Origin of the sequence: Leuconostoc falkenbergense (assembly GCF_014634805.1) — a bacterium.
Taxonomy (GTDB): Bacteria; Bacillota; Bacilli; order Lactobacillales; family Lactobacillaceae; genus Leuconostoc; species Leuconostoc falkenbergense.
The window spans coordinates 12,757-39,495 of the sequence record NZ_BMBS01000018.1; the positions used below are offsets into that span (position 1 = coordinate 12,757).

Consider the following 26,739-nt stretch of genomic DNA (forward strand, 5'->3'; position numbering starts at 1 on the left):
TTTATAAGCAGTAAAGAGATATCATGTCCCATCACATCTCTTTACTGCCCACAAAATGTGGACTGTAAGTTAACCCTTAATGCCGCCACCGGAAATACCAGCAACAACATATTTATTCAAGAATAAGTACAAGATAACCATAGGTAGAATCACAAACGTCGACGCTGCCATCAATTCTGGATAATTGACACCTGAATCTGAACTGAACGCTTGTAACCCAACAGGTAGAGTACGCATCTTGTCTGTATTTGTGACAATTAATGGCCACATAAATGAGTTCCATGAGCCAATAATTTGTAACAAGCCAATTGCCGTAATGGACGACTTAGCATTTGGTACCAAAATTTGCCAAAGAAACTTCCAATCAGAAGCACCATCAAGCTTGGCGGCGTAATAAAGCTGGTCCGGCACACTGGCAAAAGATTGACGCAAAGTAAATACTGCAAAGAAACTAGCTAACCATGGAATAATCAAAGCACCATAAGTATTCACTAGATGTATTTGTGATAGTGTCACGAAGTTAGGAATAATCAGCATTTCCCCTGGCACCATCATTGTTGCTAACAAAATAGTGAAGAGCGTTTTTTTGCCGAAAAAATTCATTTTAGCAAACGCAAATGCTGCCATGATAGCCGTGATAATCTGACCTATTGTGGTCACAAATGATACAACTGCCGAATTCAGAAGATACGTTGCAAAAGGTGCTGCCTTCCAAGCTGAAATCCAATTAGTGATTTGAAGCTTTTTTGGCAACCAAGTTGGTGGTGTTTGTAATGCTTCAAAACCAGTTTTAAATGATGTTGATACCATCCAAAAGAATGGCAATAACATTGTCAGTGCACCAATCACTAACAGTAAGTAAACGATTGTTCTTGATATTGTCTTTTTCATCGTCGACCCCTCTTAGTAATGAACATGTTTTTTGCTAAACCATGTCTGCAATAATGTCACAATTAAAATCATAAAGAATAGTACAACACCTGCGGCTGCAGCGATACCGTATTTGTTTTGCTCATAAAACATACGATATAAGTAAAATACAACTGTCATTGCAGCATTTCCAGGTCCTGCCTGTCCGCCAAACAATGAGAATATTTCATCAAAAACCTTAAATGATCCAATCACAGCATTGACGGCAATCAAAAACGTCATAGGACTAATCATTGGCACTGTAACATGCAAAAAACGATTCCAAGCGTTGGCACCATCTAAGGTCGCCGCGCTATATAGTCGTTTGTCAACATTATTGAGAGCAACCAAGAAAAGCATAATATTGAAGCCCAAACTCTTCCAAATAGCCAAAATAATCAACGCTGGCAATGCCCATGTTGGATCATTCAACCAGTCAATTGGATGGATACCCACAAAGCTCAAAAAATAATTCAATAAGCCCGCATCTTTGTTATAAATCCACTTCCAAACCATTGATATAGCAACAATACTGGTCACAAATGGTAGAAAATAGATGGTACGGAAGAACCCAGCCAACACTTTAATCTGGTTTAAAAGCACAGCCACGGTCAAAGAAATGATAATTTCTAATGGGACAACACCAACAACGAAAATTAAAGTGTTCGCCACAGCAGAATGAAATAATGGGTCTTCCCATAAATATTTAAAGTTATCAAAACCAAGCGCCATTACTTGGTTCGTGAAAAAGTTATATTGCGTATAAAAACTCATCGCCAAACTTGACACAATCGGGTATAAACTAAAAATCGCAACGATGATTAGCATTGGCAAGACATAAAGCCACCCTTTTAATGTCTGTTTCCAAGTAGGCTTTTGATTGTTCATCATGCGTGATCACCCCTTAGTGGCAATCGCTGACCACTTTGATCGAAGGCGTAAACACCACTAAGTGCGGCAAAGAGTGTTGTTTCTTGTTCCAAAGGTGCTGCCGTTGTGACTTCTGTTGCAACTAGTTGTTGTGACCCAACTGAAATCGCCGCTTGTCGATCACGTCCAAATGACAATACTTCATGGACAACCGCTTGCATTTTGATGGCAGGTTCTTTTACCTCATTTGTTAATGATTCGGCACGAATACCAATTGTAGCAACATCGCCATCAAATAATCGTCTCACCTCTTCATCAAACTGGTCTGCTGGTACCATATTTAGCGCAGGTTCTCCGATAAAGCTAGCGACAAATTGATTGTTTGGGTTTTCATATAGTGATTGCGGTGCATCATATTGCTGAATTCGGCCATCATTTAATAGCATGATTTTATCAGCAACATGCATTGCTTCACTCTGATCATGTGTGACAAATACCGTTGTGACGCCTGTTTCCTTTTGAATACGGCGAATTTCCTCACGCATTTCAACTCTGAGACGTGCGTCAAGATTAGATAAGGGTTCATCAAGCAACAAAATGTTAGGTGATTTTGCTAAAGCACGTGCAATGGCAACACGTTGTTGCTGGCCACCAGACAGATCACTTGGTTTTTTGTTAATTTGATCAGCGACACGGACAAGTTCGGCTAATTCTAGCGCACGCTGTTTACGCGTGGCTTTATCCACCTTAGCCATTTTCATCGGGAAAATGATGTTATCTAAAACAGTCATATGAGGATACAAGGCATAGTTTTGGAAAACCATCCCAACACCACGTTCCAACGCATCTTGCTTTGTCACATCTTTGTCCCCAAAGTATATATTGCCACTTGTCGCTGATAATAGACCTGAAATCAAATTCAGCGTGGTAGATTTACCACCACCTGAAGGTCCTAAGAGTGCAACGAGTTGTCCGTCTGTGATATCGAAATCCATGTCATGTAAGACTTCAACGCCATTTGGATAGGTCAAAGTCACGTGATTAAATTTAACTTCCACTGTGTTTCTCTCTTCTTTTTTTGTTATAAATTAGTATAGATGAAATAATCTGCCCTGTGCAAATAAAATGTGGATAAGGACAACTTTTGTCTATAATTCAAATATAGCAAAGTTCTGTCACGATTACGTAAATATCGGATAAAGATCTTATCATCATTATAATATTAACTAATTACTCATTTAAAGCTTTCATAAATTATGCCGACCGCCGGGCTCAAACCGGCGACCCCCTCATTACTAGTGAGGTGCTCTATCAACTGAGCTAGGTCGGCAGATCAAAGTACTCAAGTATTATATCAAATAATACCAGATACCTCAATATAATAATATGGCGGCGACCATATTATACGGGTGACAGGAATCGAACCTGCACGGATTTCTCCACTGGAACCTAAATCCAGCGCGTCTGCCAGTTCCGCCACACCCGCATATCTAACACAACCCTTTAATTTTACTGGAAAAATGATTATACGTCAAGCGTTTATTTACCTTTGATCACAAATAAGCGTAACATAGAAGTAGTGAGGAAAAACAACAAATGACAAAAAGAAACGTTACAACAGTAATCGAAGCAAAGCACAACATTGAATTATTATACTTATCGCTACAATCTAAGCTTATTGTCCCAGGTATTCGCGATATCACTGATGTTCTATTACAAGTTAACAAACAAATAGACACCAGTAAAAATCCAGAGGCTTTAATAAACAGAATGGTTAATTATATCCGTATCACGGCCTCGTCTGAAAAACTTCATTTTTCAAAAGCTGATGAAAAACTGATTATTGATTTAGGCGTGATCGGACAACAAGCTGGTCTGAATGGTCAATATATGGCCGATTTTTCTGATAAATCACAATTTTATAGTTACGCTGACACATATAGATAGATTGTAATTAGTTAGCCACTTTCATCATCAAAAAAGGTTCGATACACTATTTTCTGTATCGAACCTTTTAATGTTCATAGTCCTATTTTAGTCACAATCATTAGGCTTTTTGTTTTAAATCACGTTCTCTTACTAACAAATCAAGTAAAATCCCATTTTGTACCAACGCTTGCCACATCCCCGGTGTGTATTTTTCACCGCGAATAATCGCTGATACAATTGCTCTTATTAAGCTATAATCCTGAGACGTATTCGCTAATTGGGCTACATCTGCCTCTGCCAAACCTTCATGAAATTGATGTTGGCGCAACGTGCGATCAAAATTTCTATCATATTCATCCGACTTAAAATAACTTTGCGCAAACGTCAAAATATCAGCCGTATAAGACGGGTATGTCGTCTCATGCCATGGAATTGCTTGCCCTTTTGCCTGCCGTAAAATACTAATATTTTTGTCAAAATCAAATGCTTGCATTGCGATACCTCTTTCTATGGTATGATTATATCACTTATTTTTAGTAAGTTCACGCATTTGTGTGCCAAATTTGATGACAGTTCTGAGCACAGCATAGACTGGCACCACCAAAATCATGCCAACGATACCTTTCAAGTTACCCGCTACCATCAGTAAAATCATGATTGTCAGCGGATGAATCTGTAATGATTTACCAATCACATTTGGATAAATAAAGTTGCCATCCAATTGCTGAACAACTGTCATAACAACTAATACCAAAATCATTTGCTTCCAAGATTGCGTTCCTGCCACTATTAAGGAAGGAATGACACCAATCCAGGGACCTACATAAGGGACAATATTAGTAATGCCGGCGATGACCCCTAAAAGCCAAGCATAAGGTTGACCGATGATTAGGTAGCCAATCGCCATTGCCACCCCGACAAACAGCATCTCAATCGCTTGACCAGAAATATACTTTTCAATCGTGTGGTCCATCTTATTTGTCAAATCTGCAACATTATCAGCAAAGCGATCAGGAAAAAGACGTTGTAAAGCTGGCAGAAGACGATTGCCGTCACTTAACATATAGAATAAAACAACCGGTATTGTCACTAAATTAATGGTCACTGACGTGATTGTTGAAATCACATTGCCTAGCGTCCCCGCCGTAATAGTCAAAAACGAAGCTGCATACTTTCCAACAGCGCTTTTCACCTCATCAACATCAATCGACAAATGCAAACTGTTAAACCATTTACTTTGCAACGTATCATTAACATAAGATTGGACCGTCTTAGCAAATCCCGGCAAAGCATTGATCAAATTGGTCATTTCACGAACCAAGGTTGGCACCAGCAATATTAAAGCCCCACCAATCACAGTCAAAAATAGCACAAATGTTATGATCACTGCCAGTTGATGTGGCATTTTATGATTTTTAATGGTGATTTTTTCAAGTAAGGTCAAGATTGGTTTCAAGACATAATACAAAAAGCCGGCCACAATTAACGGAACGAATACCGTTGAAATGAAAACTGATATCGGCTGCATCAAAAAATCAAACCGTGACACAATCCAAATTAGTGCCGACAGTGCTAATAATTCTATTGTCCAAAAAAACAAATTTTTATATTTCAGATTCGGAAACATTTAATTTCTCCAGCAATTTATATTGTAATTTTGGCAGACTTAATGCTGCCAATTCTTCTTGATTAAAGTATTTTTGCCATGAATCCGGCGTAATCGATGTCGATTTGACCAACCAAATTTCCCAACGGCGATGTGTGAAAATATGAACCACGGGCTTAATATTGAGCATGTTGCCTTGAATATCTTCCACACTGTTAATTGGTGTTAGTGGGAACGTCCAAAAATTAGCTAACAATCCTGTTTCTGGCCTTTGTTCTAAAAGTAGAGCGCCATTTTTCTCATAAACATGAGCGACAAACAGTTGCTTGACTGGTTTTGGTTTGGGTGTTTTAACCGGATAATGACTTTCAACACCATCACGATAGGCCGCATTAAAAGATTTGACTGGTGAATGTTGCGTGTCAGCGTTTTTAGCGGACATATAGCTAGCACCTAAGTCCATAATGGCCTGATTAAAGTCCCCCGGCCGTTTAGGATCAACAATTGGCAAAATGGCATCATAAAATATTTGCCGTGACTTAGGTTGTGCAATGTCTGCATCAATCTTTAATAACCGACTAAATACGCGATACTGATTACCATCAACTGCTGGTACCACTTCGCCAAAACTGATTGAAGCAATCGCAGCAGCCGTGTATGGCCCAACGCCCGGCAAAGTCTGCAACTCTTTACTTGTCGTCGGCCACTCACCATCATATTCACGAACAACATACTGCGCTGCTTTTTGTAAATTGCGCGCCCGCGAATAATAACCAAGTCCTTCCCATAATTTTAACACAACTTCCTCAGGTGCCTGTGCTAAAGCGCTCACTGTTGGTAACTGCTGCATAAATCGTTCAAAATAAGGGATTACCGTGGCAACTTGTGTTTGCTGTAACATTATTTCTGAAACCATTACGCGGTAAGGATCGTGATTTTGCCGCCAAGGTAAGGTTTTACGCCCCTCGTCATCATACCAATGAAGTAGTGTTTCTCGAAAAGATTCAATTGTTTGTTGAGACCATTTTTCCATAATATCTATTGTAGCACTTGTAATTGCTATTTTTTTACAGTATAATATTTATTTGTATGGAAAACATTGGATAAAAAAGGAGCACTATCATGGCATTAAAGAAGCCTCTTAACTCATTCGCCCGTGCCCGCAAAGTTAGTCACAGCGCTGCGAAGAAGCAACGTCAAGCTGCTATTGCAAAGTTGCAACAATGGGCCAAAGGTAAGTCAGAAGAATTACCTACGACAAAGTAAGTTTGACTTAAAAAAACAAAACCAGTATACGTACTGGTTTTGTTTTTTTAACAGCAACACTTTGATAACTAAAATTTCAAAAAGAAAGGATGTTATTGCTTGAATATATCTCAAAAAAATCGCACAATTTTAATCATTTTAGTGATTGGTACTTTCCTTGGCTTCTTAAATCAAACACTGATGAACGTTGCCCTACCTGATATTATGCGTGAATTTCACATTTCAACCGCATTAGGACAGTGGCTAACCAATGGTTATATGTTAGTCAATGGCATTATGGTACCTTTAACTGCCTTCCTCATTCAACGCCTAACAACACGTGCGCTTTATCTGACAGCGGTTGGTCTATTTGCGATTGGAACGATTACTGCTGGCTTTGCGCCTAACTTTGAAATTTTGATCACGGGTCGTATGATTCAAGCAATGGGCGCCGGTGTTTTTGGACCATTAATGAATGTCGTTGTGATGAATTTATTTGCCCCTGATCGTCGTGGATCGGCAATGGGAACGATTGGGTTGGCGCTAAACTTTGCGCCAGCCCTAGGGCCGAGCTTGTCTGGATTTATTGTAACTAATCTGAATTGGCGTTTTCTGTTTTACATTGTTGCACCCCTCATTATTGCTAATTTTATTTTGGCATATTTTCTCTTAAACAACATTGGCACACCAAAACGATTAAAGTTCGATGTACTCGGTGTTATTCTATCAAGTATTGGTTTAGGATCGTTACTTTACGGCTTTTCAAATGCAGGCGGTACCCCGTGGCATGACTTCACTGTTTGGGGTTTTGTGGTAATTGGCTTGGTTGTCACAACATTATTCATCCTTCATCAATTGCATACGTCAACGCCATTGCTTAACATGAGCGTTTTTTCTCATCGAGAGTTCAATGTTGCTGTTTTGATTAATATTGTTTTGATGATGGCTATGTACGGTGGTGCGTTAATGTTACCACTTTATATGCAAAATGTCCGTGGTGCTTCTGCCTTTATTTCTGGTTTGGTTTTATTCCCCGGGGCATTGGTTACAGCATTTTTGTCACCATGGAGTGGCCGCTTATATGATCGCTATGGTGCCAAATATCTCACCCTTACCGGTATCTTAATTACCGCTGTGGGTACTTTTATTCTTGCTTCATTAACGTTGACAACGCCACTTTGGTTCGCTGTCATTGGACAATTTGTACGGCAACTGGGGCTAGTCTTGGTTTTGATGCCGATCCAAACTGAAGCATTTAATGCACTACCTCTTAACATCATCCCTGATGGTTCGGCCATGTTTACAACGATTCGTCAGTTGGCTGCTTCGTTTGGTACGGCAGCCTTGGTAACAATTATGACAAAAAGTGCTACTAATTATCAGCTGCACCACCAACAAGCTAGTAGTTTACTTGTCAATTTGCATGGCGTCCACATCACTTTTTTAACTGCTGCGTTGTTAATGCTTGTTGCTGCAGCGATGACTAGTTTGCTTAAACCCAAACCAGTTATCACCAAAAAGTAGCAAGTGCTTCGACTATTTCAGTTATAATATAAATAAACTTAATTAATTGGAGGTATTGTTATGACCTACGGGTTTATTGGTGCCGGCAACATGGCGACGGCGATGATGAAAGGACTGTTGCACGCGAATGTTGATCCAGCAGATATTTACGTGTCTTCACCACACCGTGCCAAGTCGTTGGCAGAGGAACTTCACATCAATGCTGCTGATTCACAAACAGTTATTAACCAAAGTGACATCATCATATTAGCGTTTTTACCTAATCAGTTAACAGACATTGGTGCTACGCTTAATTTCACTAATAAAATTGTCGTCTCTGTGTTAGCACAAATCACGATTTCTGATCTAAATCAAGCTATTCCAAATGCATTCAATGTTCGCGCTTTACCCAACATCAATTCAGCTATTGGGCAAGGTAACACAGCGCTCGCTTTTGCCGACAACATAGACGCGGAACAAAATAAAAGCGTTACTCATTTTTGGCATTTGTTAGGCAACAGTGTCATACTCGAGGAAGATCAGTTCGCAATATTTTCTGCCATTGCCGGTTCCGGTCCTGCCTATGCCTTCAAGTTCATTGACGCATTGACCAAAGCAGGTGTTGATAATGGCTTGGACGAAAAACAAGCTGCAAGTATTGCAACGCAAACTGTTTTAGGTTCTGCAAGCACTCTAAATCAGTCAGGCAGCGACGCCGTCACACTCATGAATAGCGTTGCATCACCGGGTGGCTCAACACGCGCTGGTCTAGATAATTTTGAAGCTAATCAATTTGATGATATTGTTGCCAAAGCTATTTCAGCGACCGTCAATCATAAACACGCCTAATCACTAGCACTTCAATCATGAAGTGCTTTTTTAGTGAGCAATCAAAATTGTTAAATCAAATACTGAACAAAACATCACGACCGCCCATATCGTTTGCACCAATATAGCGCTGAGATAATTCGACAAGAAACTGTGTCGATGCAGATGTCAACTGTTGCTCGACTGCAAGCCGTGATAAACTACTTTTGAGCGACGCAGCCACAGCGCGATCATTTTGACTCTTTTCTAGTTGGGTTTTATTGTTAACAAATATATCACGTTCAGCACTCGTAATGGTTTCATCTAAAATTAAATCAACCAAATTGTCTAGCAACCAATTTTTATCTGGTGTCTTCCATGTCATCATTATCATTCCCCCGATTTTGCTTAATGGACAACATACGTTACATGACGTGCCATCCTATCATTTTAGCATTGATTATTTACATCATACTACTTTTTATCAGCAACAGTTCATTTTAAAAATAATAATGCATTAAACGTCTGAGAGCACACAAAAAGCCGCAACCGAAGTTGCGACTTTTAGTAGCTCGTGAGAGAATCGAACTCTCGATTCCGCCGTGAAAGGGCAGCGTCTTAGCCACTTGACCAACGAGCCATGGTCAGTTGTTGTTCGCTCTCGCTAAACAACTATATTAGTATACCAAGAATTCAAATACTCGTCAACCCTTTTTCTTCAAAGTCATCAGTTTTGTTGGATCAATTTGTTTTGTCACTTTGACCGGTGTACTTTTGTAATAACGCCAAGGCTTGTTCGGATCAAATTCCAGATCTGTCGTCACCGGTAATCCATTCTTAAAGCGTGTCAATAACCATTGTTCCAATGGTTTGGGGACACCCAACAAGTCGAAATCTGATGGCGAAATGGCATACCGAATTGCCCGTTCATCATTCATCTTCACCTTTTGCACCCAGTTGGGTTCAACAATCAATTCACGCCCCATGGCCGCAAAAGTCACACCAGTATCCATCAGCTCTTCAACTTGCATAGGCTGTTTTACTAAGCCAGCCACCATCAGTGGAAAGTCGTCTGGTAGTGCCTGTCGATAACAATCAACAATTTTTTTCTGATCATCCTTATCTTTAAACGGTGTTTGAAAGGCATTTTTCAATGACAAATGTAGATAATCAACTGGCAAGTCAATTAATTTGTTGACAAAAGCTAACGAATCTTGCAATGTAATCCCCGGTGTCATTGGTTCTTCAGGTGATTGACGATAGCCGAGTAAAAATGGCCGATCAGCATACTGCTCGATGGTTTGCGCGACCTTAGCAGTAACCGCTAAACCAAAGCGCATCCGTTTCTCCAATGTTCCACCCCAAATGTCATCACGTTGATTACTGTCAGGTGAAAAGAACTGTTGCATCAAATACAAATTCGCGCCATGAAGTTCAACACCATCAAACCCGGCCAAAATAGCTCTTTTCGTTGCAGCAGCAAAGTCATCAATTGTTTGCGCAATTTCTTGATGGGTTAACGCGCGTGGCGTTTCAAAGTCGCCACGTGGATACGCAACGGCTGACGCAGATACCGGTTGTTGCCCACGCAATATCGCAGTAGTCGTCTGCCGGCCAGCAGAAAATAATTGCAGTATCGCTTTTGCCCCGCCTGATTGTATGGCACTGGCTAAACGTGATAACCCCGCAATTTTGTCGTCATCAGCGGCGGAAATACCACCTTCCCAACCTTTTCCTAAATTATTGACATGTGCAACTTCACTCACAATGATTCCGGGACCACCGCTGCGCATTTGGTAATAGCGCAACTCATTATCCGTTACACTACCATCTTCAAAAGACGCACGTAATGTTGTCGGAGCCATCACAACATGATTACGTACTGTCATTTGCTTATTTTTAAATGTATATGAGTCTAAAAAATCGTAATTTATTTGCATATCAATATTGTAACACGATATGTTACTGTGTCACGAGTTGACCAGTGGCAAGATTCGACGTACCTCAGTGAATATCGTTTTTACTAGTGCACACTCGATATGACACAAACAATTAGCGCATTAAATTTATGGTTAATTACCATAAATTTTCTTAACTAAAAAAACATCCCCGCAAATTGAGGATGTTTTGATATCATGGTTTGATTAAAAAATTAATACCAACCAGTTGCTTGTGAGTGTGCCCAAGCATTTTCAGCTGTACCGTAACGTGCTGCAATATACGCCTTCATGGCATTCAATTGGTCGTTATAATCAGCTGTGTTACCACCGTAAATGGCACGGGCTTGTGCTGAAAGTTGACCAATACCATAATATTGACCGTTTGTAGCGTTAACATTACCACCTGATTCACGAGCAATCAAAGCATTCAATGCAGCAGAATTAGAGCTGTCACTTGAAGTTGACGTTGTTACTGAAGATGAAGTAGTAGTAGTAGTTGTTGTCGTTGTGCTTGTCGTTGCTGCTGCAGTAGTTGTTGATTGTGCAGTCGTTGCTGCCGCTTTAGTTGCTGTGGCAAATGACAAATGTTGACCAACAACGATCAAGTTAACGTTTGAAATGTTGTTATTAGTCGCAATTGTGTCAACTGAAACACCATACTTTGCTGACAATTTGTTCAATGTGTCACCAGATTGCACAACATAGTCTGATGGGGCTGTTGTTGTGTCGGCACTAGCATGTGCACCACCAAAGGCAAAGGCGCCTGCAACACCAGCAGCGATGGTCAAAGTCTTCTTAATATTAAACATTATGTATTTGTACTCCTAAGTTGTCTGTTCGAAGATGACAACATCCGAATTGATGAAGTCATGTAATTAACTTACGAGTATTAGTTTAGTCGCTGAATATAATAAGCAAACATCTGTTTCATATCAGGAACATTACATACTATTATTTATTATACATTTACCATACTAATTGTCTTATAAAAATCTTAAGATTTACAATAAAGGATTAATATCGGACTTTTAACTGTAATTGTGGCTTCTCTGGTAACTGATCATGATCTTCAAAATAGGCAACTAACATATCTTGAACAGCCTTATCACCCGAATAAATCGTCTCTGAATCAGCATAAGCTTTGTAATCACCACCACCGACAGCACGATAATTGTTCATCGCAACACTAAAATAATCGCTATCTTGAATATCTTCGCCCTGATACTTTAATTTTGTAATACGTTGTCCTATTGGCTTACGGACATCAATTTCATAATCAATACCAAACGCCAAGTCGTAGTTATAATGTTCCACTTTTGGTTTCAACCAATCAGGATTAACCGCTAGTTTCTGACCTTCGATAACAAAATAATTTGCTGTATGCTCCAATCCAACGCGTAGATCAGCACCAGAAATACGTTTCGTGACCAATGTATTATCAAATGGGTAATTTTGCAAAATTGATCTGAGTGTCAACCGTTTTGGCAAACTTGACGGGTTGTTGTTTAAGCCTTGCAATGTAATTTGTGCACCGGTAGCAGCCAGTTGTACTGCTGCAACCCATCGTAAAACATCATTACCATATTGCGCCAAAGTTAACGGTTCTGCAACTGCAACAGATGATGTCAAATTAGCGATTGGCTGATCCAACCACGCTTCAACTTTGTCATTGAGTGGTTGCAAGGCTTTAAGCATGTCAGGTTGGCTAGTCGTGCCAGCAGCATTTGTTGATGCAGTGAATAACCATTTCCCGTCTCTTAGCTCGCCATCAATTTGTGCGAAAAACTTAGCTTGGTTAGGTAATTGTAGCGTTAATGTGTCATTCATTAACTGGGCCGGCACTTGACCATGCTGATGTGCTGTCAATAAAATATCCAAATCAAGTTCTGCAGTGAGTTGCCAAGCAATATTTTCAGATGTTGTACTAATTACCTTGCCGGAATCCAAGTCACGCTCATAACCACCATGATAAATACCTATCAAAACATCAGCTGATTGGCGCAGGCGTGCGATAGTTTGAGCCGCTTTAATCAAAGGTGATTCAATTTTAATACCTGCGAGATGTTCTGGTTTCTCCCAAATATTAATATAGTCCGTCACTAAACCAATTAAACCAACTTTTGTGCCATCAGCTAGGGTCTTAATTTCTGCTGGATATAAGGTTTGTCCACTCTCATCTGTAACATTTTCAGCTAACACAGTTGCATTCAGATTTGCCAAATGTTTCTTGAGTTCGTCATAGCCCGCATTAAAGTCATGATTACCAAGCGTAACATAGTCATATCCTGCCATATTCATCATGTCTGATACTGCGTCAATGTCTTTATTTTTCTTAAGGTATTGTAGTAGTGGTGATCCTTGATACATATCACCACCATCAATTACTAGGGTGTTGCCATCTTTTTGATAATTCGCGGCCACATTGATAAGGCCTTGTGGTTGTGAACCGCTTTGAATGTAGTCAGTTGGCCATAAGTAACCGTGAACATCCGAAGTGTAATATAACTTGAAATGCTTCATTAAATTCCTTCTTTCAAAAACAAGGCAGCCAATGAGGCTGCCCATCTTCTAACCATGTAGTAAGTGCTGACGTAATTTATCTGATAAGTACTCAATGACAAAAATTAGCACAAACAGACCAATTAGAATGGCCCCAACTTTGTGCCACTCATACCCACTCATTGCAAAAATCATTGGCGCACCAATGCCCCCAGCACCAACCAGTCCTAAAATAGTGGCTTCACGTAGATTCATATCAAATCGGTAAGCAAGAATTGAGATAAAGTCTGAACTGAGTTGTGGCAAAACGCCATAACGGATTTTTTGGAAAAATGTGCTACCCGCTGCATCTAATGATTCCAAGATGCCCGAATCCAAATCTTCAATTGTCTCAATAAATAGTTTTGAAATCATACCGATAGAGACAACTGCCAGTGTCATCACACCGGCAAATGGTCCTGGCCCAGTGACGCGAATAAACATCAAACCATATACCAATGATGGTACTGTCCGAATCGCCATAATCACAAACCGTGTTACCACGACAACTGGTTTCGGCACTATATTTGTGGCTGAAATAAATGACAATGGCACCGCAATAATTGCACCAACTAGTGTCCCAAGAAAAGCAATTGCGATTGTTTGCAAAACCAAATAGGCAACACCAGTATCACCACCACCGAATAATAGGTCTTTGTCTGGTGTCACAATTCCTTCTAGGATATTCCAACCAATTCGCCACCCTTTGTCAGTCAAAGTCATTTGATTGACAGCAGATGATGACCAAACCAAGGCAATCAATACAATGATAGCAGCGGTGATATAGTATTTCGCACGTTTAGGTTGTGTCAGCAGAACAGCTTCTAGTTTTTTATTCATGTTGTTCTCCTTAACTCAAGAATTTTCGTAGTTGTTGGCTCAATGTTTCAATCAGCACCACGGCAACAAATAATGAAACCAAGATCATGCCAACACTTTGAAATTCACGCCAACCAATTTTTTGGTTCAAAATCATACCAATACCACCAGCGCCAACGTAACCTAAAATGGCAGCATAGCGAACATTACCTTCAAAAGCAAATAATGATGTCGACAAATAAGTCGGCAAAATTTGTGGCATAATAGCCGTAACAAACGCTCGCGGTGCATTTGCACCTGTGGCAATCAAGGCTTCATACGCCCCCATGTCCACTGTTTCAATATACTCAAATAGTTGTTTACCAACAAAAGATAAACTAAACATAAAGATAGCAACCGTACCAGCAAATGTGCCTAATCCAAAAATATAAGTCGCAATTAGGGCGGCAACTAATGTTGGCAATGTCCGCAACACTGTCAACGCAAACCGCACAATAAGATTGACGAATCGATTATTAGTAACATTGTTAGCCGCCAATATTGCTAATGGCAAGGCCACCACTGCACCAAAGAAAGATCCAAATAGTGACATTTTAATCGTATCAATTAAAGGTTGCCAAACTGATGGAAAATAAGACCACTTTGGTGGAAATAAATCGCCAAAGACAACCCAAAACTGCTGAAAATTAGCAAATAAGGTTGGTAAACTAAAACCAGTTACAACAACTGAAATAATTAAAATAATTAACAGTATCAGCAAAATCAATGGTGTTCTCGTAAACTTTTGGCTGACTGTTTTACCGTTGGCTAACGTGTATTTCTTAGCTTTAAATAATTTATCATACCACCACATTATTCGGCCTCATCTTTTGAATAGATATTATCTAAAATTTCTTGTGTTACACCAGAAACTGGTCCGTCATATACAACACGTCCAGAACGAATACCAATGATACGTTTGGCATAATCCAGAGCTAGGTCGACATGGTGAATATTGATCAAAACGGTTTGACCAAGTTCGTCATTAATGCGTTTAAAATCGTCCATTACCTCATGCGCTGTCACAGGATCAAGTGCGGCCACTGGTTCATCCGCCAAAAGCACTGATGGATTTTGTGCCAAAGTTCTTGCCAATGACACACGCTGTTGTTGTCCACCAGACAATTGATCAGTTCTAACAAAAGCCTTATCTAACATCGAAATACGATCTAGCGCCTCTAACGCACGCATTTTATCATTCTTTGAGAATAGCCCCAAAATGACCCGCCATAACGGCATATCTGGTACCAATGAACTCATAACATTACGAATAACCGTAATACGGGGCACCAAGTTATATGACTGAAAAATCATACCCACCTTGCGACGAAAACGGCGTAATGCTTTCCCTTTCAAGTTAGAAATTTCGACACCGTCAACCGTCAATTTACCTTCAGTGATGTCATTCAACCGATTAATAGTTCTAATAAAAGTAGACTTTCCAGCACCAGACATGCCGATAATGCCCACAAATTCACCATCTTCAATTTCTAAATTGATATCTTGCAAACCCTTCACACCGTTGGGGTACGTTTTTGAAACATGCTCAAATTTAATCATTTTTTCTTCCTAAACTATAATATGTATTGGCGCCATTTAAGGCACCAAACGCAATAAAAAGCAGCCCTGGAGCCGCTTATTAATGTCGTTGATTTTTACTTAGTTGACTCTTTTAACACTTTTTGTGCTGCACGTTCACCGTCATAGTTAGATGACTTTGCCTTAACATAACCTTCGTGTGAATAGATCGCAATCACTTTTTTACCTTCTTTAGTCTTAGCCAGTTTGATAAATGACTTTGACAAAGCTGACTTAAACTTCTTAGTCATAATCTTTGACTTCTTTGAAACAGAAATTGTGTCGTTGTAGATTGGTTGTGAAACACCGATAACGTTTGTTTCAGCCCAAATTGACTTTGATTGCTTATAATCTTTTGTCCATGCGTCCGCAAAATCACGACGTGCATTTGCATAAACTGGCAAAATATCAATTTGTCCAGAAGCTAAACGTGCCATACCTGAACCGTATGAATCAACCTGAACTGTATTTGACAAGTCAGTCACTGTCTTATTGTACTTTTTATTCAACCACAATGATGGATAAATATAGCCGGCTGAAGAAGTGGTTGATGACAAGCCCCACTTAGCAGAGTTCAAGTCTTTCCATGTCAACTTTTTACCTGCATTGATTTTCTTAGCCAATTCCTGTCCCTTTGCAGAAGGACCAGCGATAAACAATGAACGATATGTCGCTGCTTGCTTTTTAGTAGGTTCAGTTGCCTTACCATCATTCCACTTTGCAGCAGAAGTAAAGTCTTTATTTAAACCGGCACGAGTTGCGGTTAACAAAACTTGAACGCCGTCTTCATACATCACATAAGTACCACCCGGAATGAAACCAACATCGGCAGTGCCTGATGTTAGTGCTTCTCCGGCAGCTTCATAACTTGTACCTACTTTGATATCAACATTCTTAACATTATAACCTTGCTTTTCTAATTGTGCTTTCAACAAGCCTTTCAATGGCTTAGTTGCTGTTACAATTTGATCAGGTTGCTTTGAAGGAACAAAATAGATTTTCAATTCCTTGATTGTCTTAGTTGCTGCACTTGCGCTCTGCACACTCAATGTCGCAAAAGCAATCAATGCAACAGCAAAAACCATACTCAAACGGATGATCTGCTTAGCAGTCTGTTTCATGATTCAGTTCTCCTGTGACCTTAACGGTCTCTCTCGTTTTAGTAACCATTGCGTTACCAGTTTATTCTACACAAGCATTGTCAAATTTTCGTCAAACTTTTGTCAAGAAAAATTCAATGTCTGTCCAGATACTACTTTACCAAAAAAATCATCATCATAGCAAAATAATTATTAAGTATTTCCTCATTTTTAAAATTAATGTACGGAATGTTCTGAACATTCGTCATGATTTTTAATAAAAATACGAACGTTTAGTTTGTAAGCGCTTTTTATACAAATTAATGCCATCATAAAAACCCCGAAATAACTATTTCGAGGTTTTTGTAAATTGATTTAACGTCCAGATTTCAAGGCAGCAACGTGAATTCGGTTAACGGCACGCATCAAAGCAATACGTGCACGCTTTAATTCTTCGTCATTGTTGTCATCTTGGGCATGAGCTAAACGCGCTTCCGCACGTTCTTTAGCACTTTCAGCACGTGACACATCAATTGTGTCAGATGTTTCAGCACTGTCAGCAATCACTGTCAAAATGTTATTAGAAAATTCAGCAATACCACCATTTACGGCCAATGATTCTTTATGATCACCACGCTTGACAATTAATTCATCAATCGTCAATGCAGCTAAGATAGGAACGTGTTTTGCCATAATTCCAATTTGACCACCTTGCGTATTTACAATCGCGATATCAATACCGCTTTCATTGTAAATATCCCCAGCTGGCGTAACAATTTGAACTTGGATGCCGTGTGTTGCAGTTGTTTCATCTGCCATATGTCAATACCCCCTTATTGGGCCATTGTCTTGGCTTTTTCAACAACTTGTTCAATAGCACCAACGTTACGGAACGCATCTTCTGGCAAATCATCATATTTACCATCCAAAATTTCCTTGAATGAACGTACAGTTTCAGCAACTGGTACATATTCACCATTGATACCAGTAAACGTCTCAGCAACTGAGAATGGTTGTGACAAGAAGAATTGAATACGACGTGCACGGTTAACAGTCGTTTTCTCTTCATCTGACAATTCATCCATACCCAAAATTGAGATAATATCTTGCAATTCGCGATAACGTTGCAAAGTACGTTGCACTTCAGTTGCAACTTCATAGTGCTCTTGACCAACGATTTGTGGATCCAAAGCTGATGAAGTTGATGCTAGAGGATCAACCGCAGGATAAATACCTTGCTGTGTCAATGAACGCTCCAAGTTGGTTGTTGCATCCAAGTGCGCAAATGTTGTGGCAGGTGCCGGATCAGTATAATCATCGGCAGGCACATAAACGGCTTGAATTGAGGTAACTGAACCCTTCTTAGTTGAAGTAATTCGCTCCTGCAATTGTCCCATTTCTGTCGCCAACGTTGGCTGGTAACCAACGGCTGATGGAATACGGCCCAACAAGGCTGACACTTCAGAACCAGCTTGAGTGAAACGGAAAATGTTATCAATAAACAACAACACATCCTTACCTTCATTGTCACGGAAGTTTTCAGCCATTGTCAAACCAGTCAAAGCAACACGCATACGTGCACCTGGTGGTTCGTTCATTTGACCATAAACCATGGCTGTTTGTTTCAAAACGCCTGATTCTTCCATTTCGTGGTACATATCATTACCTTCACGGGTACGTTCTCCGACACCTGTGAAAACTGAAATACCATTGTGCCCTTGTGCAATATTGTGAATCAATTCTTGGATTAGAACTGTTTTTCCAACACCGGCACCACCAAACAAACCAATTTTTCCACCACGAACATAAGGTGCCAATAAATCAATAACCTTAATACCCGTTTCCAAAATTTCGGTTGAGTTTGTTAATTCGTCATATTTAGGCGCTTCACGGTGAATTGAACTACGTGGGACATCATTGGCAATTTCGCCATTGTTGTCGACAGGTTCTCCCAAAACGTTGAACACGCGTCCTAATGTTGCTTCACCAACTGGGACTTGGATTGGCTTACCAGTATCAGTGACTGACATACCGCGTTGAAGTCCATCTGTTGAATCCATGGCAATACTACGGACAATCCCGTCACCTAATGCCAAAGATACTTCAACTGTTAATGTTTGGCCTTCGCCTTTGTCAATGACAAGCGCATTGTTAATATCTGGCACTTGTTGACCAGCTTCAAACGCAACATCAACGACCGGACCAATCACTTGTACGACTTTTCCAGTACTCATTGTCGTTTCCTTTCATGATAAACATCAATAACTGAATTACCTTTATCATCTGTCCAAATGTGTCATCACAAATAGTTTTGATATCGGGCAATTATTGATGCATGCTACACAAACAGTAGTTGTGTTTTATTTAATGTGACAGTCGGCTTACTCTAACGCAGCCATACCACCAGTAATTTCTGTAATTTCAGTCGTAATCGCTGCTTGACGTGCTCGGTTAAACTGTAACTCTAAACGACCAATTAGGTCCTTAGCGTTATCAGTAGCGCCCTTCATCGCAGTTGATGAAGCCGCATGTTCAGCCGTTTTTGCGTCAAGCACCGCTTCATACACTAAGCTTTGTGCAAATTGTGGTAAGACAACATTCAACACTGCCGTTGTGTCTGGTTCGATTTCATACGTAGATTGAACGTCTAGTTCCGCTTTTTGCGCTTCTGTTCCACCCATTGCTTCCAACGTATCTGTCGTTAGTGGCAATAACTGGACATCACGGTACTCACTAGTCAATCGGTTAACGAAGTGGTTATACACAACATGCAAGGCATCAAATACGCCAGTTTCATACAAACTCGTTACTGTTTTGACAACAGAACGAATTTCGTTGAATGATGGCACATCCGACACACCGCGATGTTCTAAAATCACTTCAAACCCACGTTTTTTGTAGAAATCGGCACCATTACCACCCACAGCAAGAATAGCTGTGTTAGTGGTATCCAAATTCAATTTCTCTAATAATGCATTGGTTTGCTTAATAACGTTGGCGTTATATGAACCAACCAAACCACGGTCTGATGTTACCACCAAGATACCTGTTTTTTGGATTGGACGTTGTGCAATCAACGGAATATGTTCAGCATCCGCATTATCGAAAAGATGTGCAGAGACAAGATGTTCAACCACCGTCTCTAAACGAGCAGCATAAGCACCATATCCAGCACTATACTTTTGAATTTGACTCAACTTGGCCGTTGAAACCATTTGCATGGCACTCGTAATTTGGCGCGTTTTCTTAGTTGATGAAATACGACGCTGAATATCTTGCAAAGAAGCCATTGCAGCGCCTCCTTTTATTCTGCTGATTCAGATCCAGCAAAGCCAGCCTTAAAGGCCTCAATTGCTGCATTCAAATCAGCCTCTTCAGGTAAGTTCTTGGTTTCAACAATTGTCTTAAACAAACCAGACGCATTGGCGTCAACATAAGCAATTAATTCATCTTGGAAACGTTGAATATCTTCGACAGCAACATCATCCAAGTAACCATGTGTCAAAGCATACAAGACAACAACCTGATGTTGTACTGGCATTGGCTTGTGTAATGGTTGCTTCAGCACTTCAACTGTGCGGCGACCACGAGCCAACTTTGCTTGTGTCGCTGAATCCAAGTCAGATCCGAATTGGGCGAAACTTTCCAATTCACGGAAAGAAGCCAAATCCAAACGCAACGTACCAGCAACCTTCTTCATAGCTTTGATTTGTGCATCACCACCAACACGAGAAACAGAAGTTCCAGCATCAATAGCAGGACGAACACCAGCATAGAATTGATCAGCATCCAAGAACACTTGACCATCGGTAATTGAAATAACGTTGGTTGGAATATATGCTGAAACATCGCCGGCTTGTGTTTCGATGAATGGCAAAGCAGTCATTGAACCACCACCTAATTCATCACTTAACTTGGCAGCACGTTCTAGCAAACGTGAATGCAAGTAGAAAACATCACCGGGATAAGCTTCACGTCCGGGCGGACGACGAAGAATCAATGACAGTTCACGGTAAGCCGTAGCCTGCTTTGACAAATCGTCGTACACGATCAACACGTGCTTGCCATTGTACATAAATTCTTCACCCATTGCTGCACCGACATAAGGCGCCAAATACAACATAGGAGCTGGTTCAGAAGGACCAGCGTTAACAACGATTGTGTAATCCATAGCACCCATTTGGCGCAAAGTTTCAACTTGTGTACGCACAGTTGAATCCTTTTGACCAATAGCCACATAGATAACAATCATGTTTTGATCTTTTTGGTTCAAAATTGTATCGATAGCCAAAGACGTTTTACCAGTCTTACGGTCACCAATAATCAATTCACGTTGTCCTCGTCCAATAGGAACAAGGGCATCGATTGCTTTAATTCCAGTTTGCAACGGTTCAAAAACTGATTTACGTTGCATAACACCGGGTGCTTTTACTTCAACAGGGCGTGTCTTATCAGTTTTGATATCACCCAATCCATCAATTGGTTGACCCAAAGCATTTACAACGCGTCCGATTAATTGTTCGCCAACTGGCACTTCCATGATACGGCCAGTACGCTTTACTGTGTCACCTTCACGAATGTCGTCAAAACCACCAAGAATGATGATACCGACTTCGTTTGATTCGAGGTTTTGGGCCATGCCGTAAGTGCCATTAGCAAATTCGACAAGTTCACCAGCCAAGGCGTTAGCCAAGCCAGTTACACGGGCCACACCATCACCAACATAAGTGACAGTTCCCACTTCTTCTACAGTTAGCGTTGTGTCGAACTTTTCGAGCTGTTGCTTAATTAAAGCAGATATTTCTTCAGCTTGAATAGCCATTATTCTTCCTCACTAACCTAATAATTGTGCCTTCATTTTGGCAATTTTTGTTTGTAAGCTACCATCAATCAAAATTGATTGTGATTGCAAGATAACACCACCAAGGATGCTGCTATCAACTACGTTTTCAATATTAACTTGTTTTGCACCCGTCTTGGTTGCAAATACGGTCGCTAATTTATCTAAACGTTGGTCATCTAAAGCAACAGCTGTCGTTGCTTTGACATCAACGATACCTTTGGCCTCATTATAATGATTGACAAATTGATCAATGACCAAAGACAAAATGTCTATGCGATCATTACGTGCCAACAGCTTAACCAAATTTTGAATTGACTCCGCTGCGCCTTTTGTGAGTGTCTGTAACAATTGTTCACGATCTGTCGTCGTTAAATCCGAAGCAGTCACAACAGTTACAAAACTTGGATTCTCAGTGATTAACTTTTGAATCGTTTCTAAGTCACGCAAGACATCATCAAGCTGATTTTGTTCACTTGCTAGCTCAAAAATTGCTTTGGCGTATTGGTCAGCAATTTCTTTAATATTTTTTGCCATCCCAATACTCCTTATTTAGTTTCTAAATCTGAAATGTAAGCATCAATTAATGCTTGTTGATCATTCAACGACAATTCCTTTTGCATCAACTTTGACGCAATAGCCACTGAAAGGGCTGCTACATCATCTTTTGCACCAGAAATTGCGTCTTCCTTGAGCTTTTGTGCATCCGTCTGAGCTTGTTGGTTAATTGAAGCTGCGCGATCAGTTGCAGCAGCAATCAATGAATCACTTTGCTTTTGAGCACTTGCCTTGGCATCTGCTACCACTTTTGTGGCGTTTTGACGCGTCTCGGCTAGCTCAGATTGACGTTGTGATGCTAATTGTTCTGCCTCTTGACGAGCTGATTCAGCTCCGTCAATATCAGAAGAAATTTTATCTGCACGTTCGTCAAGAATTTTTGTCAATGGTCCGTAGGCCACCTTCTTCAAAATGAGCATCAACAAGAGGAAGGCAATGATAATAAACAGCATATTTCCCAATGGAAGTGCTGCTAATGTTGTTAATCCCAACATGATTTTCCTCCGCTACTATTATGTGATTACTTGCCCATCAACATGAAGGCGAAGACGATTGACAAAATTGGCATAACTTCGACCAACGCGACACCCAAGAACATACGTGACAACAAACGACTTTCAAGTTCAGGTTGGCGACTCATACCTGCCAAGAACTGTGAGATCAAAACACCGTTACCAATACCACCACCAACGGCAGCTCCAGCAGCTGCAAGACCTGCTGCGATTACACCAAGATTGTGCAAATCCATTAGATTTCTCCTTATTGTACCGTGTAGTAGGGGTCCCCATACCACACACTTTATACTATATAGATGATACGCTCTCGCGTTCTTTTGGCAAACCAACTCGTGTCATAACCCCATTAAACAACTAGGTCTAGTGTGATTGTGGCACAAATCCCATTTGCTCCAACAACACTATTCATTACCTGACAATTGTGAAATAAACACACCCGTCAAAATAACAAATACGTATGCTTGAATGGCACCAATAAAGAGTGAAAATCCTTGCCAAACCATTTCGATTGGCAATGACAACACTGACCAAAGACCATTAAAGTGTCCTGGCCATGCCAAACTGTTAGCTACGAGTGTCAGCAACATTTCGCCAGCGAAGATGTTACCAAACAAACGCAGTGACAACGTCAAGAAATTGGCTAATTGTTCGATAATATTCAATGGTAACATCCATGAATACGGTGTGAAGAACATATTCTTGATATAGCCCTTAAAGCCAAGTTCCTGCACGCCCATACCATGAGCTACCATTAACGACATAATTGCCAAAGTCATTGTTACAATTGGGTTGGCCGTTGGTGACTTAATATAAGTCACACCATCACCAAGCTTAATTTGTAACAGCAAGCCCATTTCGTTTGACACAATTATAAAGAAAAACAATGTAAATGCGAACAAACCAAATTGACGTGCTTGTTTTTTTGATAGTTGTCCACCAACGATACCGTTCGTGAAATCTAACAAATATTCAATCACATTTTGCCGCTTGTTAGGTTTTACACTAAGATTGCGGGTCAATACAACTGAGACAATGACAACAATCGCCATAGCCAGCAACGTTGAAATAATGGTGGTCCAATCAAAGGTCAAACCAAGAAACTCAAACGTTGCCATTGGGTCATCCATGCGCCTTCTCCTTTCTCAAATATTTGGCGAAATGGTCGTAAGTATTTCGGCTATTCGTCATAATATAAACCTATGATACGCCTTTCAGTTTGAATTTCAACCACTTAGCGCGACCTTTTTCACAAACTTTTTATTATCTTGACTTCGTAAGGTTGTCAACATAGTTATCAACGCCCATAAATTAAAATTTTGACTGATTAATTTCGATTGGCAACAAGATTATTTCATCACAATTTCAATCAAAAAAGGGTTGTGTTTCAGCATTTTTAGCCTAACACAACACCTTTTCGCAAAGTTTATTCAAATTACTTTTCACTAGCAGCCACTTTTGGCAAAACTAGATTCAACACAATTCCCAAAACGGTAGCAATAGCGACACCTGAAAAGTCCACTTGCGAACTTAACTGTAAATGGAAATTACCAATACCAACCACAAGAATCGGTGCAGCAATCATTAAATTGCGCTTTTTACTGTAATCAACCTTATTGTCTACAATGACCTGCAGTCCCGCCGCCGCAATGACACCGTAAAGCATGAAACCAACACCACCAGTAACGGCACCAGGAATAGTTGAAATCAATGCAGATAACTTACCAATGAAACTGAAAACAACGGCGAAAAATGCCGCACCACCAATAACCCATACTGAGTAAACACGACTTAACTGCATAACACCAATGTTTTCCCCGTATGACGTTACTGCAGGTCCACCAACCAATCCAGCGACTACTGAAGCCGTACCGTCACCAGTTAACGTACGTTTCAAGCCAGGATTAGCGAAAAAATCATGCCCAGTAATTTTAGACAATACCATCAAATGACCTAAATGTTCTGATAGGGTTACTAACGCCAAAGGCGCCATGCTCAGCACCGCTGCCGGATAAAAGACGAAGCCATTTTTACCAATAAAGGTTTCAAAGTTAGGTAATTGGAACCAGTGCGCTGAAGCAACTGGGCTTAGGTCAACTAGACCAACCATTAACGCGACAATATAACCAAATATAATTCCCAGCAACACAGGCAGCAAACCCAAGAATCCCTTTAAGAACATATTAAATGCAATTGTCGCAAGGAGTGTAACCAAAGCGACAACAAAGACGCGCCAATCATATTTATTGTTAAGCATTGTCGCAGAGCTAGCAGCTGAACCAGCTAAACTCAGACCGATAACCATAATAATCGGACCAACAACTTCCGCTGGAAAAATGTATTCGATCCAACCAGTTCCTGTAAATGTCACAACAAGTGCAACAATTAAATAAACTAGACCAACAGAAATGATACCTTGCGCAACGGCAGGATAGCCAATTGTTTTCAAAAGCGAAGCCATTGGTATAATAAAGGCAAAACTTGAGCCCATGTACGCCGGCACTTTACCACGCGTAATCAATAGATGTAAGAGTGTGCCGACTCCCGAAGTAAACAAGGCTACGCCGGGATTTAACCCAACTAGCAACGGTACTAAGACTGTTGCGCCAAACATTGAAAACAAATGCTGCAATGATAATCCAAGCCAAACTAAAAATGGTGGTTTGTCATGAAGATCATAGATAGCATTGCTATTGGTATTTTCTGACATAATTACTCTCCTGAACGTATTGAATCTATTATATACAAAAAACCTGACCTCATGCACGATGATGTCAGGTTTTTTGTTATATAATTTTGTCAAATATGCGCGGCAAACGCATAGTGTTGCTGAAACATCCACTGTCACGCAACACCTCGCTCCTTGCCAGTACACAACGTCATCCCACTATTTTTGGGGTGGTCAGACAAAATTTGTCTGCTACATATATATCATTCGGATAACCTGTGTACTTTTGTGACTTCAGTTGATTGCGCTTTATCATTAGCATTTGTTTATTCTGATTCGAATAATTAAATCATCTCAACCTTAGTCTGCGAGGCGTTACCTTGAACTGCTTCAATTTCTGTCAAATTGTTTTGCGACATTCATGGCCTCCTCTTATTTGATTAACTATAGTATATCATTCTTTGTAAGCGCTTTCAACTGTTTTTTATCCTTATTTTAGTACATTATTTGACCGACATAGTTCCCACCATGACCATCAAAATCCAATTCGTCATCAATTTTAACGGTGGCTGTTTCTGGTAATTCGAGGCAAATCACCATAATCGTTGCCATTTTGTCAGCTTGATGAATTGCTTCAATGTTCATATCTGCCAGTAAATCCCCATGTTTGACATGATCACCGACGGCAATTTTAAGATCAAATGGCGCGCCATTCATAGCGACTGTGTCAATGCCCATGTGAACCAACACATCTGTACCACGCTCTGTTTTAATACCGATAGCATGTTGTGTTGGTGCAATCATTGTAATTTCACCATCAATCGGCGATAAAACATTACCATTAATAGGCTCAATTGCAAAACCATCTCCCATCACTTTGCTGGCAAACGTATCATCTTTGACATGTTCCAAATGTAAAAGTTGCCCATCAGCTACCGCAAAAAGTGATTCAACTGTCGTATGGTTAGCTGGTGTTGTCGCCCTCGCGGTTGTCATTTCTCTTGATTTTAATGGTGTCGCCAGCATCGGTGACAAGTTGCCGTCATAAATGTTTTGAATATTATCTGCCACAAATTGCACATCTGGCCCAATCACAATATGAATTTGATGTTGGTCTAAAACATTAACACCCATAACACCCGGAGCATGTTTTAGCGCGTTAACATCGGCCAATGTCGTATCAGTCATTTTGTAACGTAAACGCGTCGTACAATTATATAAATAAGGTAGATTGCAAGAATTAACCGAACACTGCAAACTGCTGAAAAACCTTTCGTGGTGATTGCCAGTTGAGTGTTT

28 protein-coding genes and 3 tRNA genes are annotated in these 26,739 nt (G+C 40.3%); 4 read left to right on the plus strand and 27 right to left on the minus strand.

What is annotated here, in order from left to right; translation table 11 throughout:
* Positions 1-69 precede the first annotated feature (69 nt).
* The 5 genes from IEU71_RS05065 to IEU71_RS05085 form a co-directional block, all read right to left on the minus strand.
* Complete coding sequence (locus IEU71_RS05065; protein WP_004913949.1) at positions 70-891, minus strand: carbohydrate ABC transporter permease; 822 nt, start codon at positions 889-891, stop codon at positions 70-72.
* 12 nt (positions 892-903) lie between these two features.
* Entirely contained in the window at positions 904-1,797 is an 894-nt protein-coding gene (locus IEU71_RS05070; RefSeq protein ID WP_036066994.1) for a carbohydrate ABC transporter permease, read from the minus strand.
* Complete coding sequence (locus IEU71_RS05075) at positions 1,797-2,837, minus strand: ABC transporter ATP-binding protein (RefSeq protein ID WP_004913945.1); 1,041 nt, start codon at positions 2,835-2,837, stop codon at positions 1,797-1,799. Before IEU71_RS05075 ends, IEU71_RS05070 begins: the two co-directional genes overlap by 1 nt.
* A gap of 199 nt (positions 2,838-3,036) precedes the next feature.
* Positions 3,037-3,109 (minus strand) — tRNA-Thr (locus tag IEU71_RS05080).
* A gap of 74 nt (positions 3,110-3,183) precedes the next feature.
* Positions 3,184-3,265: transfer RNA gene (locus tag IEU71_RS05085), tRNA-Leu, on the minus strand.
* Positions 3,266-3,375: 110 nt separating this feature from the next.
* Between IEU71_RS05085 and IEU71_RS05090 the strand changes: the two genes are divergently transcribed.
* Positions 3,376-3,726 (plus strand): bacteriocin immunity protein, encoded by a 351-nt coding sequence (locus IEU71_RS05090; protein WP_004913943.1) that lies wholly within the window; start codon positions 3,376-3,378, stop codon positions 3,724-3,726.
* A gap of 100 nt (positions 3,727-3,826) precedes the next feature.
* On the opposite strand, the gene IEU71_RS05095 is transcribed toward IEU71_RS05090, so the two are convergent.
* From IEU71_RS05095 to mutY, 3 genes are read right to left on the minus strand one after another with little or no spacing between them, the layout of a single operon-like run.
* On the minus strand, positions 3,827-4,201 hold the full coding sequence (locus IEU71_RS05095) for a DUF6508 domain-containing protein (protein ID WP_004913942.1): 375 nt from the start codon (positions 4,199-4,201) through the stop codon (positions 3,827-3,829).
* A 30-nt stretch (positions 4,202-4,231) separates the two neighbouring features.
* Positions 4,232-5,335 (minus strand): AI-2E family transporter, encoded by a 1,104-nt coding sequence (locus IEU71_RS05100; RefSeq protein WP_004913941.1) that lies wholly within the window; start codon positions 5,333-5,335, stop codon positions 4,232-4,234.
* Complete coding sequence (mutY, locus tag IEU71_RS05105) at positions 5,313-6,347, minus strand: A/G-specific adenine glycosylase (protein WP_004913938.1); 1,035 nt, start codon at positions 6,345-6,347, stop codon at positions 5,313-5,315. The genes IEU71_RS05100 and mutY overlap by 23 nt, the downstream gene beginning before the upstream one ends.
* Before the next feature lie 89 nt (positions 6,348-6,436).
* Between mutY and IEU71_RS05110 the strand changes: the two genes are divergently transcribed.
* The 3 genes from IEU71_RS05110 to proC all read left to right on the plus strand — a co-directional run bounded on the left by IEU71_RS05110 (position 6,437) and on the right by proC (position 8,911).
* Positions 6,437-6,580, plus strand: coding sequence for a hypothetical protein (locus IEU71_RS05110; RefSeq protein ID WP_004913936.1), 144 nt, complete (start codon positions 6,437-6,439; stop codon positions 6,578-6,580).
* Positions 6,581-6,679: 99 nt separating this feature from the next.
* Positions 6,680-8,083, plus strand: coding sequence for a DHA2 family efflux MFS transporter permease subunit (locus IEU71_RS05115; protein ID WP_004911700.1), 1,404 nt, complete (start codon positions 6,680-6,682; stop codon positions 8,081-8,083).
* A gap of 60 nt (positions 8,084-8,143) precedes the next feature.
* A complete protein-coding gene (gene proC / locus IEU71_RS05120; protein ID WP_004911702.1) occupies positions 8,144-8,911 on the plus strand; it encodes a pyrroline-5-carboxylate reductase in 768 nt (255 codons plus the stop codon).
* 55 nt (positions 8,912-8,966) lie between these two features.
* Here the strand turns inward: proC and IEU71_RS05125 are convergent, their stop codons facing one another.
* From IEU71_RS05125 to IEU71_RS05215, 19 genes are all read right to left on the minus strand, one after another.
* On the minus strand, positions 8,967-9,257 hold the full coding sequence (locus tag IEU71_RS05125) for a bacteriocin immunity family protein (protein ID WP_004911703.1): 291 nt from the start codon (positions 9,255-9,257) through the stop codon (positions 8,967-8,969).
* A gap of 180 nt (positions 9,258-9,437) precedes the next feature.
* Positions 9,438-9,509 (minus strand) — tRNA-Glu (locus IEU71_RS05130).
* A 64-nt stretch (positions 9,510-9,573) separates the two neighbouring features.
* Positions 9,574-10,809, minus strand: coding sequence for an NADH-dependent flavin oxidoreductase (locus IEU71_RS05135; protein ID WP_004911706.1), 1,236 nt, complete (start codon positions 10,807-10,809; stop codon positions 9,574-9,576).
* A gap of 212 nt (positions 10,810-11,021) precedes the next feature.
* Positions 11,022-11,618 carry a LysM peptidoglycan-binding domain-containing protein gene (locus tag IEU71_RS05140; RefSeq protein WP_004911708.1) on the minus strand — a complete coding sequence of 199 codons (597 nt, stop codon included), beginning with the start codon at positions 11,616-11,618 and terminating at the stop codon, positions 11,022-11,024.
* A gap of 205 nt (positions 11,619-11,823) precedes the next feature.
* Positions 11,824-13,329 carry a bifunctional metallophosphatase/5'-nucleotidase gene (locus tag IEU71_RS05145; RefSeq protein ID WP_004911709.1) on the minus strand — a complete coding sequence of 502 codons (1,506 nt, stop codon included), beginning with the start codon at positions 13,327-13,329 and terminating at the stop codon, positions 11,824-11,826.
* A 48-nt stretch (positions 13,330-13,377) separates the two neighbouring features.
* Positions 13,378-14,187, minus strand: coding sequence for a phosphonate ABC transporter, permease protein PhnE (gene phnE, locus IEU71_RS05150; RefSeq protein ID WP_004911711.1), 810 nt, complete (start codon positions 14,185-14,187; stop codon positions 13,378-13,380).
* Positions 14,188-14,197: 10 nt separating this feature from the next.
* Positions 14,198-15,019, minus strand: a complete 822-nt coding sequence (gene phnE, locus IEU71_RS05155; protein ID WP_004911713.1) for a phosphonate ABC transporter, permease protein PhnE — start codon at positions 15,017-15,019, stop codon at positions 14,198-14,200.
* On the minus strand, positions 15,019-15,765 hold the full coding sequence (phnC, locus tag IEU71_RS05160; protein WP_004911716.1) for a phosphonate ABC transporter ATP-binding protein: 747 nt from the start codon (positions 15,763-15,765) through the stop codon (positions 15,019-15,021). Before phnC ends, phnE (IEU71_RS05155) begins: the two co-directional genes overlap by 1 nt.
* A 95-nt stretch (positions 15,766-15,860) precedes the next feature.
* Positions 15,861-16,904: a phosphate/phosphite/phosphonate ABC transporter substrate-binding protein gene (locus IEU71_RS05165; protein ID WP_004911720.1), complete on the minus strand. Its 1,044-nt coding sequence runs from the start codon at positions 16,902-16,904 to the stop codon at positions 15,861-15,863.
* Between the two features lie 333 nt (positions 16,905-17,237).
* Positions 17,238-17,681: a F0F1 ATP synthase subunit epsilon gene (locus IEU71_RS05170; RefSeq protein ID WP_004911722.1), complete on the minus strand. Its 444-nt coding sequence runs from the start codon at positions 17,679-17,681 to the stop codon at positions 17,238-17,240.
* Positions 17,682-17,695: 14 nt separating this feature from the next.
* A complete protein-coding gene (gene atpD / locus IEU71_RS05175; RefSeq protein ID WP_004911725.1) occupies positions 17,696-19,096 on the minus strand; it encodes a F0F1 ATP synthase subunit beta in 1,401 nt (466 codons plus the stop codon).
* Positions 19,097-19,243: 147 nt separating this feature from the next.
* Positions 19,244-20,152, minus strand: a complete 909-nt coding sequence (locus tag IEU71_RS05180) for a F0F1 ATP synthase subunit gamma (RefSeq protein ID WP_004911728.1) — start codon at positions 20,150-20,152, stop codon at positions 19,244-19,246.
* Positions 20,153-20,166: 14 nt separating this feature from the next.
* The gene (atpA, locus tag IEU71_RS05185) at positions 20,167-21,684 is read right to left on the minus strand and encodes a F0F1 ATP synthase subunit alpha (RefSeq protein ID WP_004911729.1); all 1,518 of its coding nucleotides are present in this window, start codon (positions 21,682-21,684) and stop codon (positions 20,167-20,169) included.
* A gap of 12 nt (positions 21,685-21,696) precedes the next feature.
* The gene (gene atpH / locus IEU71_RS05190) at positions 21,697-22,239 is read right to left on the minus strand and encodes an ATP synthase F1 subunit delta (protein WP_004911731.1); all 543 of its coding nucleotides are present in this window, start codon (positions 22,237-22,239) and stop codon (positions 21,697-21,699) included.
* Between the two features lie 11 nt (positions 22,240-22,250).
* Positions 22,251-22,754: a F0F1 ATP synthase subunit B gene (atpF, locus tag IEU71_RS05195; protein ID WP_004911733.1), complete on the minus strand. Its 504-nt coding sequence runs from the start codon at positions 22,752-22,754 to the stop codon at positions 22,251-22,253.
* A gap of 26 nt (positions 22,755-22,780) precedes the next feature.
* Positions 22,781-23,008: a F0F1 ATP synthase subunit C gene (gene atpE / locus IEU71_RS05200; protein ID WP_004902064.1), complete on the minus strand. Its 228-nt coding sequence runs from the start codon at positions 23,006-23,008 to the stop codon at positions 22,781-22,783.
* Between the two features lie 168 nt (positions 23,009-23,176).
* Complete coding sequence (gene atpB / locus IEU71_RS05205) at positions 23,177-23,902, minus strand: F0F1 ATP synthase subunit A (protein WP_004911735.1); 726 nt, start codon at positions 23,900-23,902, stop codon at positions 23,177-23,179.
* A 305-nt stretch (positions 23,903-24,207) separates the two neighbouring features.
* Positions 24,208-25,482: a uracil-xanthine permease family protein gene (locus tag IEU71_RS05210; RefSeq protein WP_004911737.1), complete on the minus strand. Its 1,275-nt coding sequence runs from the start codon at positions 25,480-25,482 to the stop codon at positions 24,208-24,210.
* A gap of 453 nt (positions 25,483-25,935) precedes the next feature.
* A complete protein-coding gene (locus IEU71_RS05215; protein ID WP_051586154.1) occupies positions 25,936-26,628 on the minus strand; it encodes a PTS sugar transporter subunit IIAB in 693 nt (230 codons plus the stop codon).
* Positions 26,629-26,739 lie beyond the last annotated feature (111 nt).

What these genes read in the sequence shown, in the direction of transcription:
- IEU71_RS05065 (WP_004913949.1), bottom strand. Translation starts at nt 891, where the DNA reads ATGAAAAAGACAATATCAAGAACAATCGTTTACTTACTGTTAGTGATT.
- IEU71_RS05070 (WP_036066994.1), bottom strand. Translation starts at nt 1,797, where the DNA reads ATGAACAATCAAAAGCCTACTTGGAAACAGACATTAAAAGGGTGGCTT.
- IEU71_RS05090 (WP_004913943.1), top strand. Translation starts at nt 3,376, where the DNA reads ATGACAAAAAGAAACGTTACAACAGTAATCGAAGCAAAGCACAACATT.
- IEU71_RS05095 (WP_004913942.1), bottom strand. Translation starts at nt 4,201, where the DNA reads ATGCAAGCATTTGATTTTGACAAAAATATTAGTATTTTACGGCAGGCA.
- IEU71_RS05100 (WP_004913941.1), bottom strand. Translation starts at nt 5,335, where the DNA reads ATGTTTCCGAATCTGAAATATAAAAATTTGTTTTTTTGGACAATAGAA.
- mutY (WP_004913938.1), bottom strand. Translation starts at nt 6,347, where the DNA reads ATGGAAAAATGGTCTCAACAAACAATTGAATCTTTTCGAGAAACACTA.
- IEU71_RS05110 (WP_004913936.1), top strand. Translation starts at nt 6,437, where the DNA reads ATGGCATTAAAGAAGCCTCTTAACTCATTCGCCCGTGCCCGCAAAGTT.
- proC (WP_004911702.1), top strand. Translation starts at nt 8,144, where the DNA reads ATGACCTACGGGTTTATTGGTGCCGGCAACATGGCGACGGCGATGATG.
- IEU71_RS05125 (WP_004911703.1), bottom strand. Translation starts at nt 9,257, where the DNA reads ATGATGACATGGAAGACACCAGATAAAAATTGGTTGCTAGACAATTTG.
- IEU71_RS05135 (WP_004911706.1), bottom strand. Translation starts at nt 10,809, where the DNA reads ATGCAAATAAATTACGATTTTTTAGACTCATATACATTTAAAAATAAG.
- IEU71_RS05140 (WP_004911708.1), bottom strand. Translation starts at nt 11,618, where the DNA reads ATGTTTAATATTAAGAAGACTTTGACCATCGCTGCTGGTGTTGCAGGC.
- IEU71_RS05145 (WP_004911709.1), bottom strand. Translation starts at nt 13,329, where the DNA reads ATGAAGCATTTCAAGTTATATTACACTTCGGATGTTCACGGTTACTTA.
- phnE (WP_004911711.1), bottom strand. Translation starts at nt 14,187, where the DNA reads ATGAATAAAAAACTAGAAGCTGTTCTGCTGACACAACCTAAACGTGCG.
- phnE (WP_004911713.1), bottom strand. Translation starts at nt 15,019, where the DNA reads ATGTGGTGGTATGATAAATTATTTAAAGCTAAGAAATACACGTTAGCC.
- phnC (WP_004911716.1), bottom strand. Translation starts at nt 15,765, where the DNA reads ATGATTAAATTTGAGCATGTTTCAAAAACGTACCCCAACGGTGTGAAG.
- IEU71_RS05165 (WP_004911720.1), bottom strand. Translation starts at nt 16,904, where the DNA reads ATGAAACAGACTGCTAAGCAGATCATCCGTTTGAGTATGGTTTTTGCT.
- IEU71_RS05170 (WP_004911722.1), bottom strand. Translation starts at nt 17,681, where the DNA reads ATGGCAGATGAAACAACTGCAACACACGGCATCCAAGTTCAAATTGTT.
- atpD (WP_004911725.1), bottom strand. Translation starts at nt 19,096, where the DNA reads ATGAGTACTGGAAAAGTCGTACAAGTGATTGGTCCGGTCGTTGATGTT.
- IEU71_RS05180 (WP_004911728.1), bottom strand. Translation starts at nt 20,152, where the DNA reads ATGGCTTCTTTGCAAGATATTCAGCGTCGTATTTCATCAACTAAGAAA.
- atpA (WP_004911729.1), bottom strand. Translation starts at nt 21,684, where the DNA reads ATGGCTATTCAAGCTGAAGAAATATCTGCTTTAATTAAGCAACAGCTC.
- atpH (WP_004911731.1), bottom strand. Translation starts at nt 22,239, where the DNA reads ATGGCAAAAAATATTAAAGAAATTGCTGACCAATACGCCAAAGCAATT.
- atpF (WP_004911733.1), bottom strand. Translation starts at nt 22,754, where the DNA reads ATGTTGGGATTAACAACATTAGCAGCACTTCCATTGGGAAATATGCTG.
- atpE (WP_004902064.1), bottom strand. Translation starts at nt 23,008, where the DNA reads ATGGATTTGCACAATCTTGGTGTAATCGCAGCAGGTCTTGCAGCTGCT.
- atpB (WP_004911735.1), bottom strand. Translation starts at nt 23,902, where the DNA reads ATGGATGACCCAATGGCAACGTTTGAGTTTCTTGGTTTGACCTTTGAT.
- IEU71_RS05210 (WP_004911737.1), bottom strand. Translation starts at nt 25,482, where the DNA reads ATGTCAGAAAATACCAATAGCAATGCTATCTATGATCTTCATGACAAA.
- IEU71_RS05215 (WP_051586154.1), bottom strand. Translation starts at nt 26,628, where the DNA reads ATGACTGATACGACATTGGCCGATGTTAACGCGCTAAAACATGCTCCG.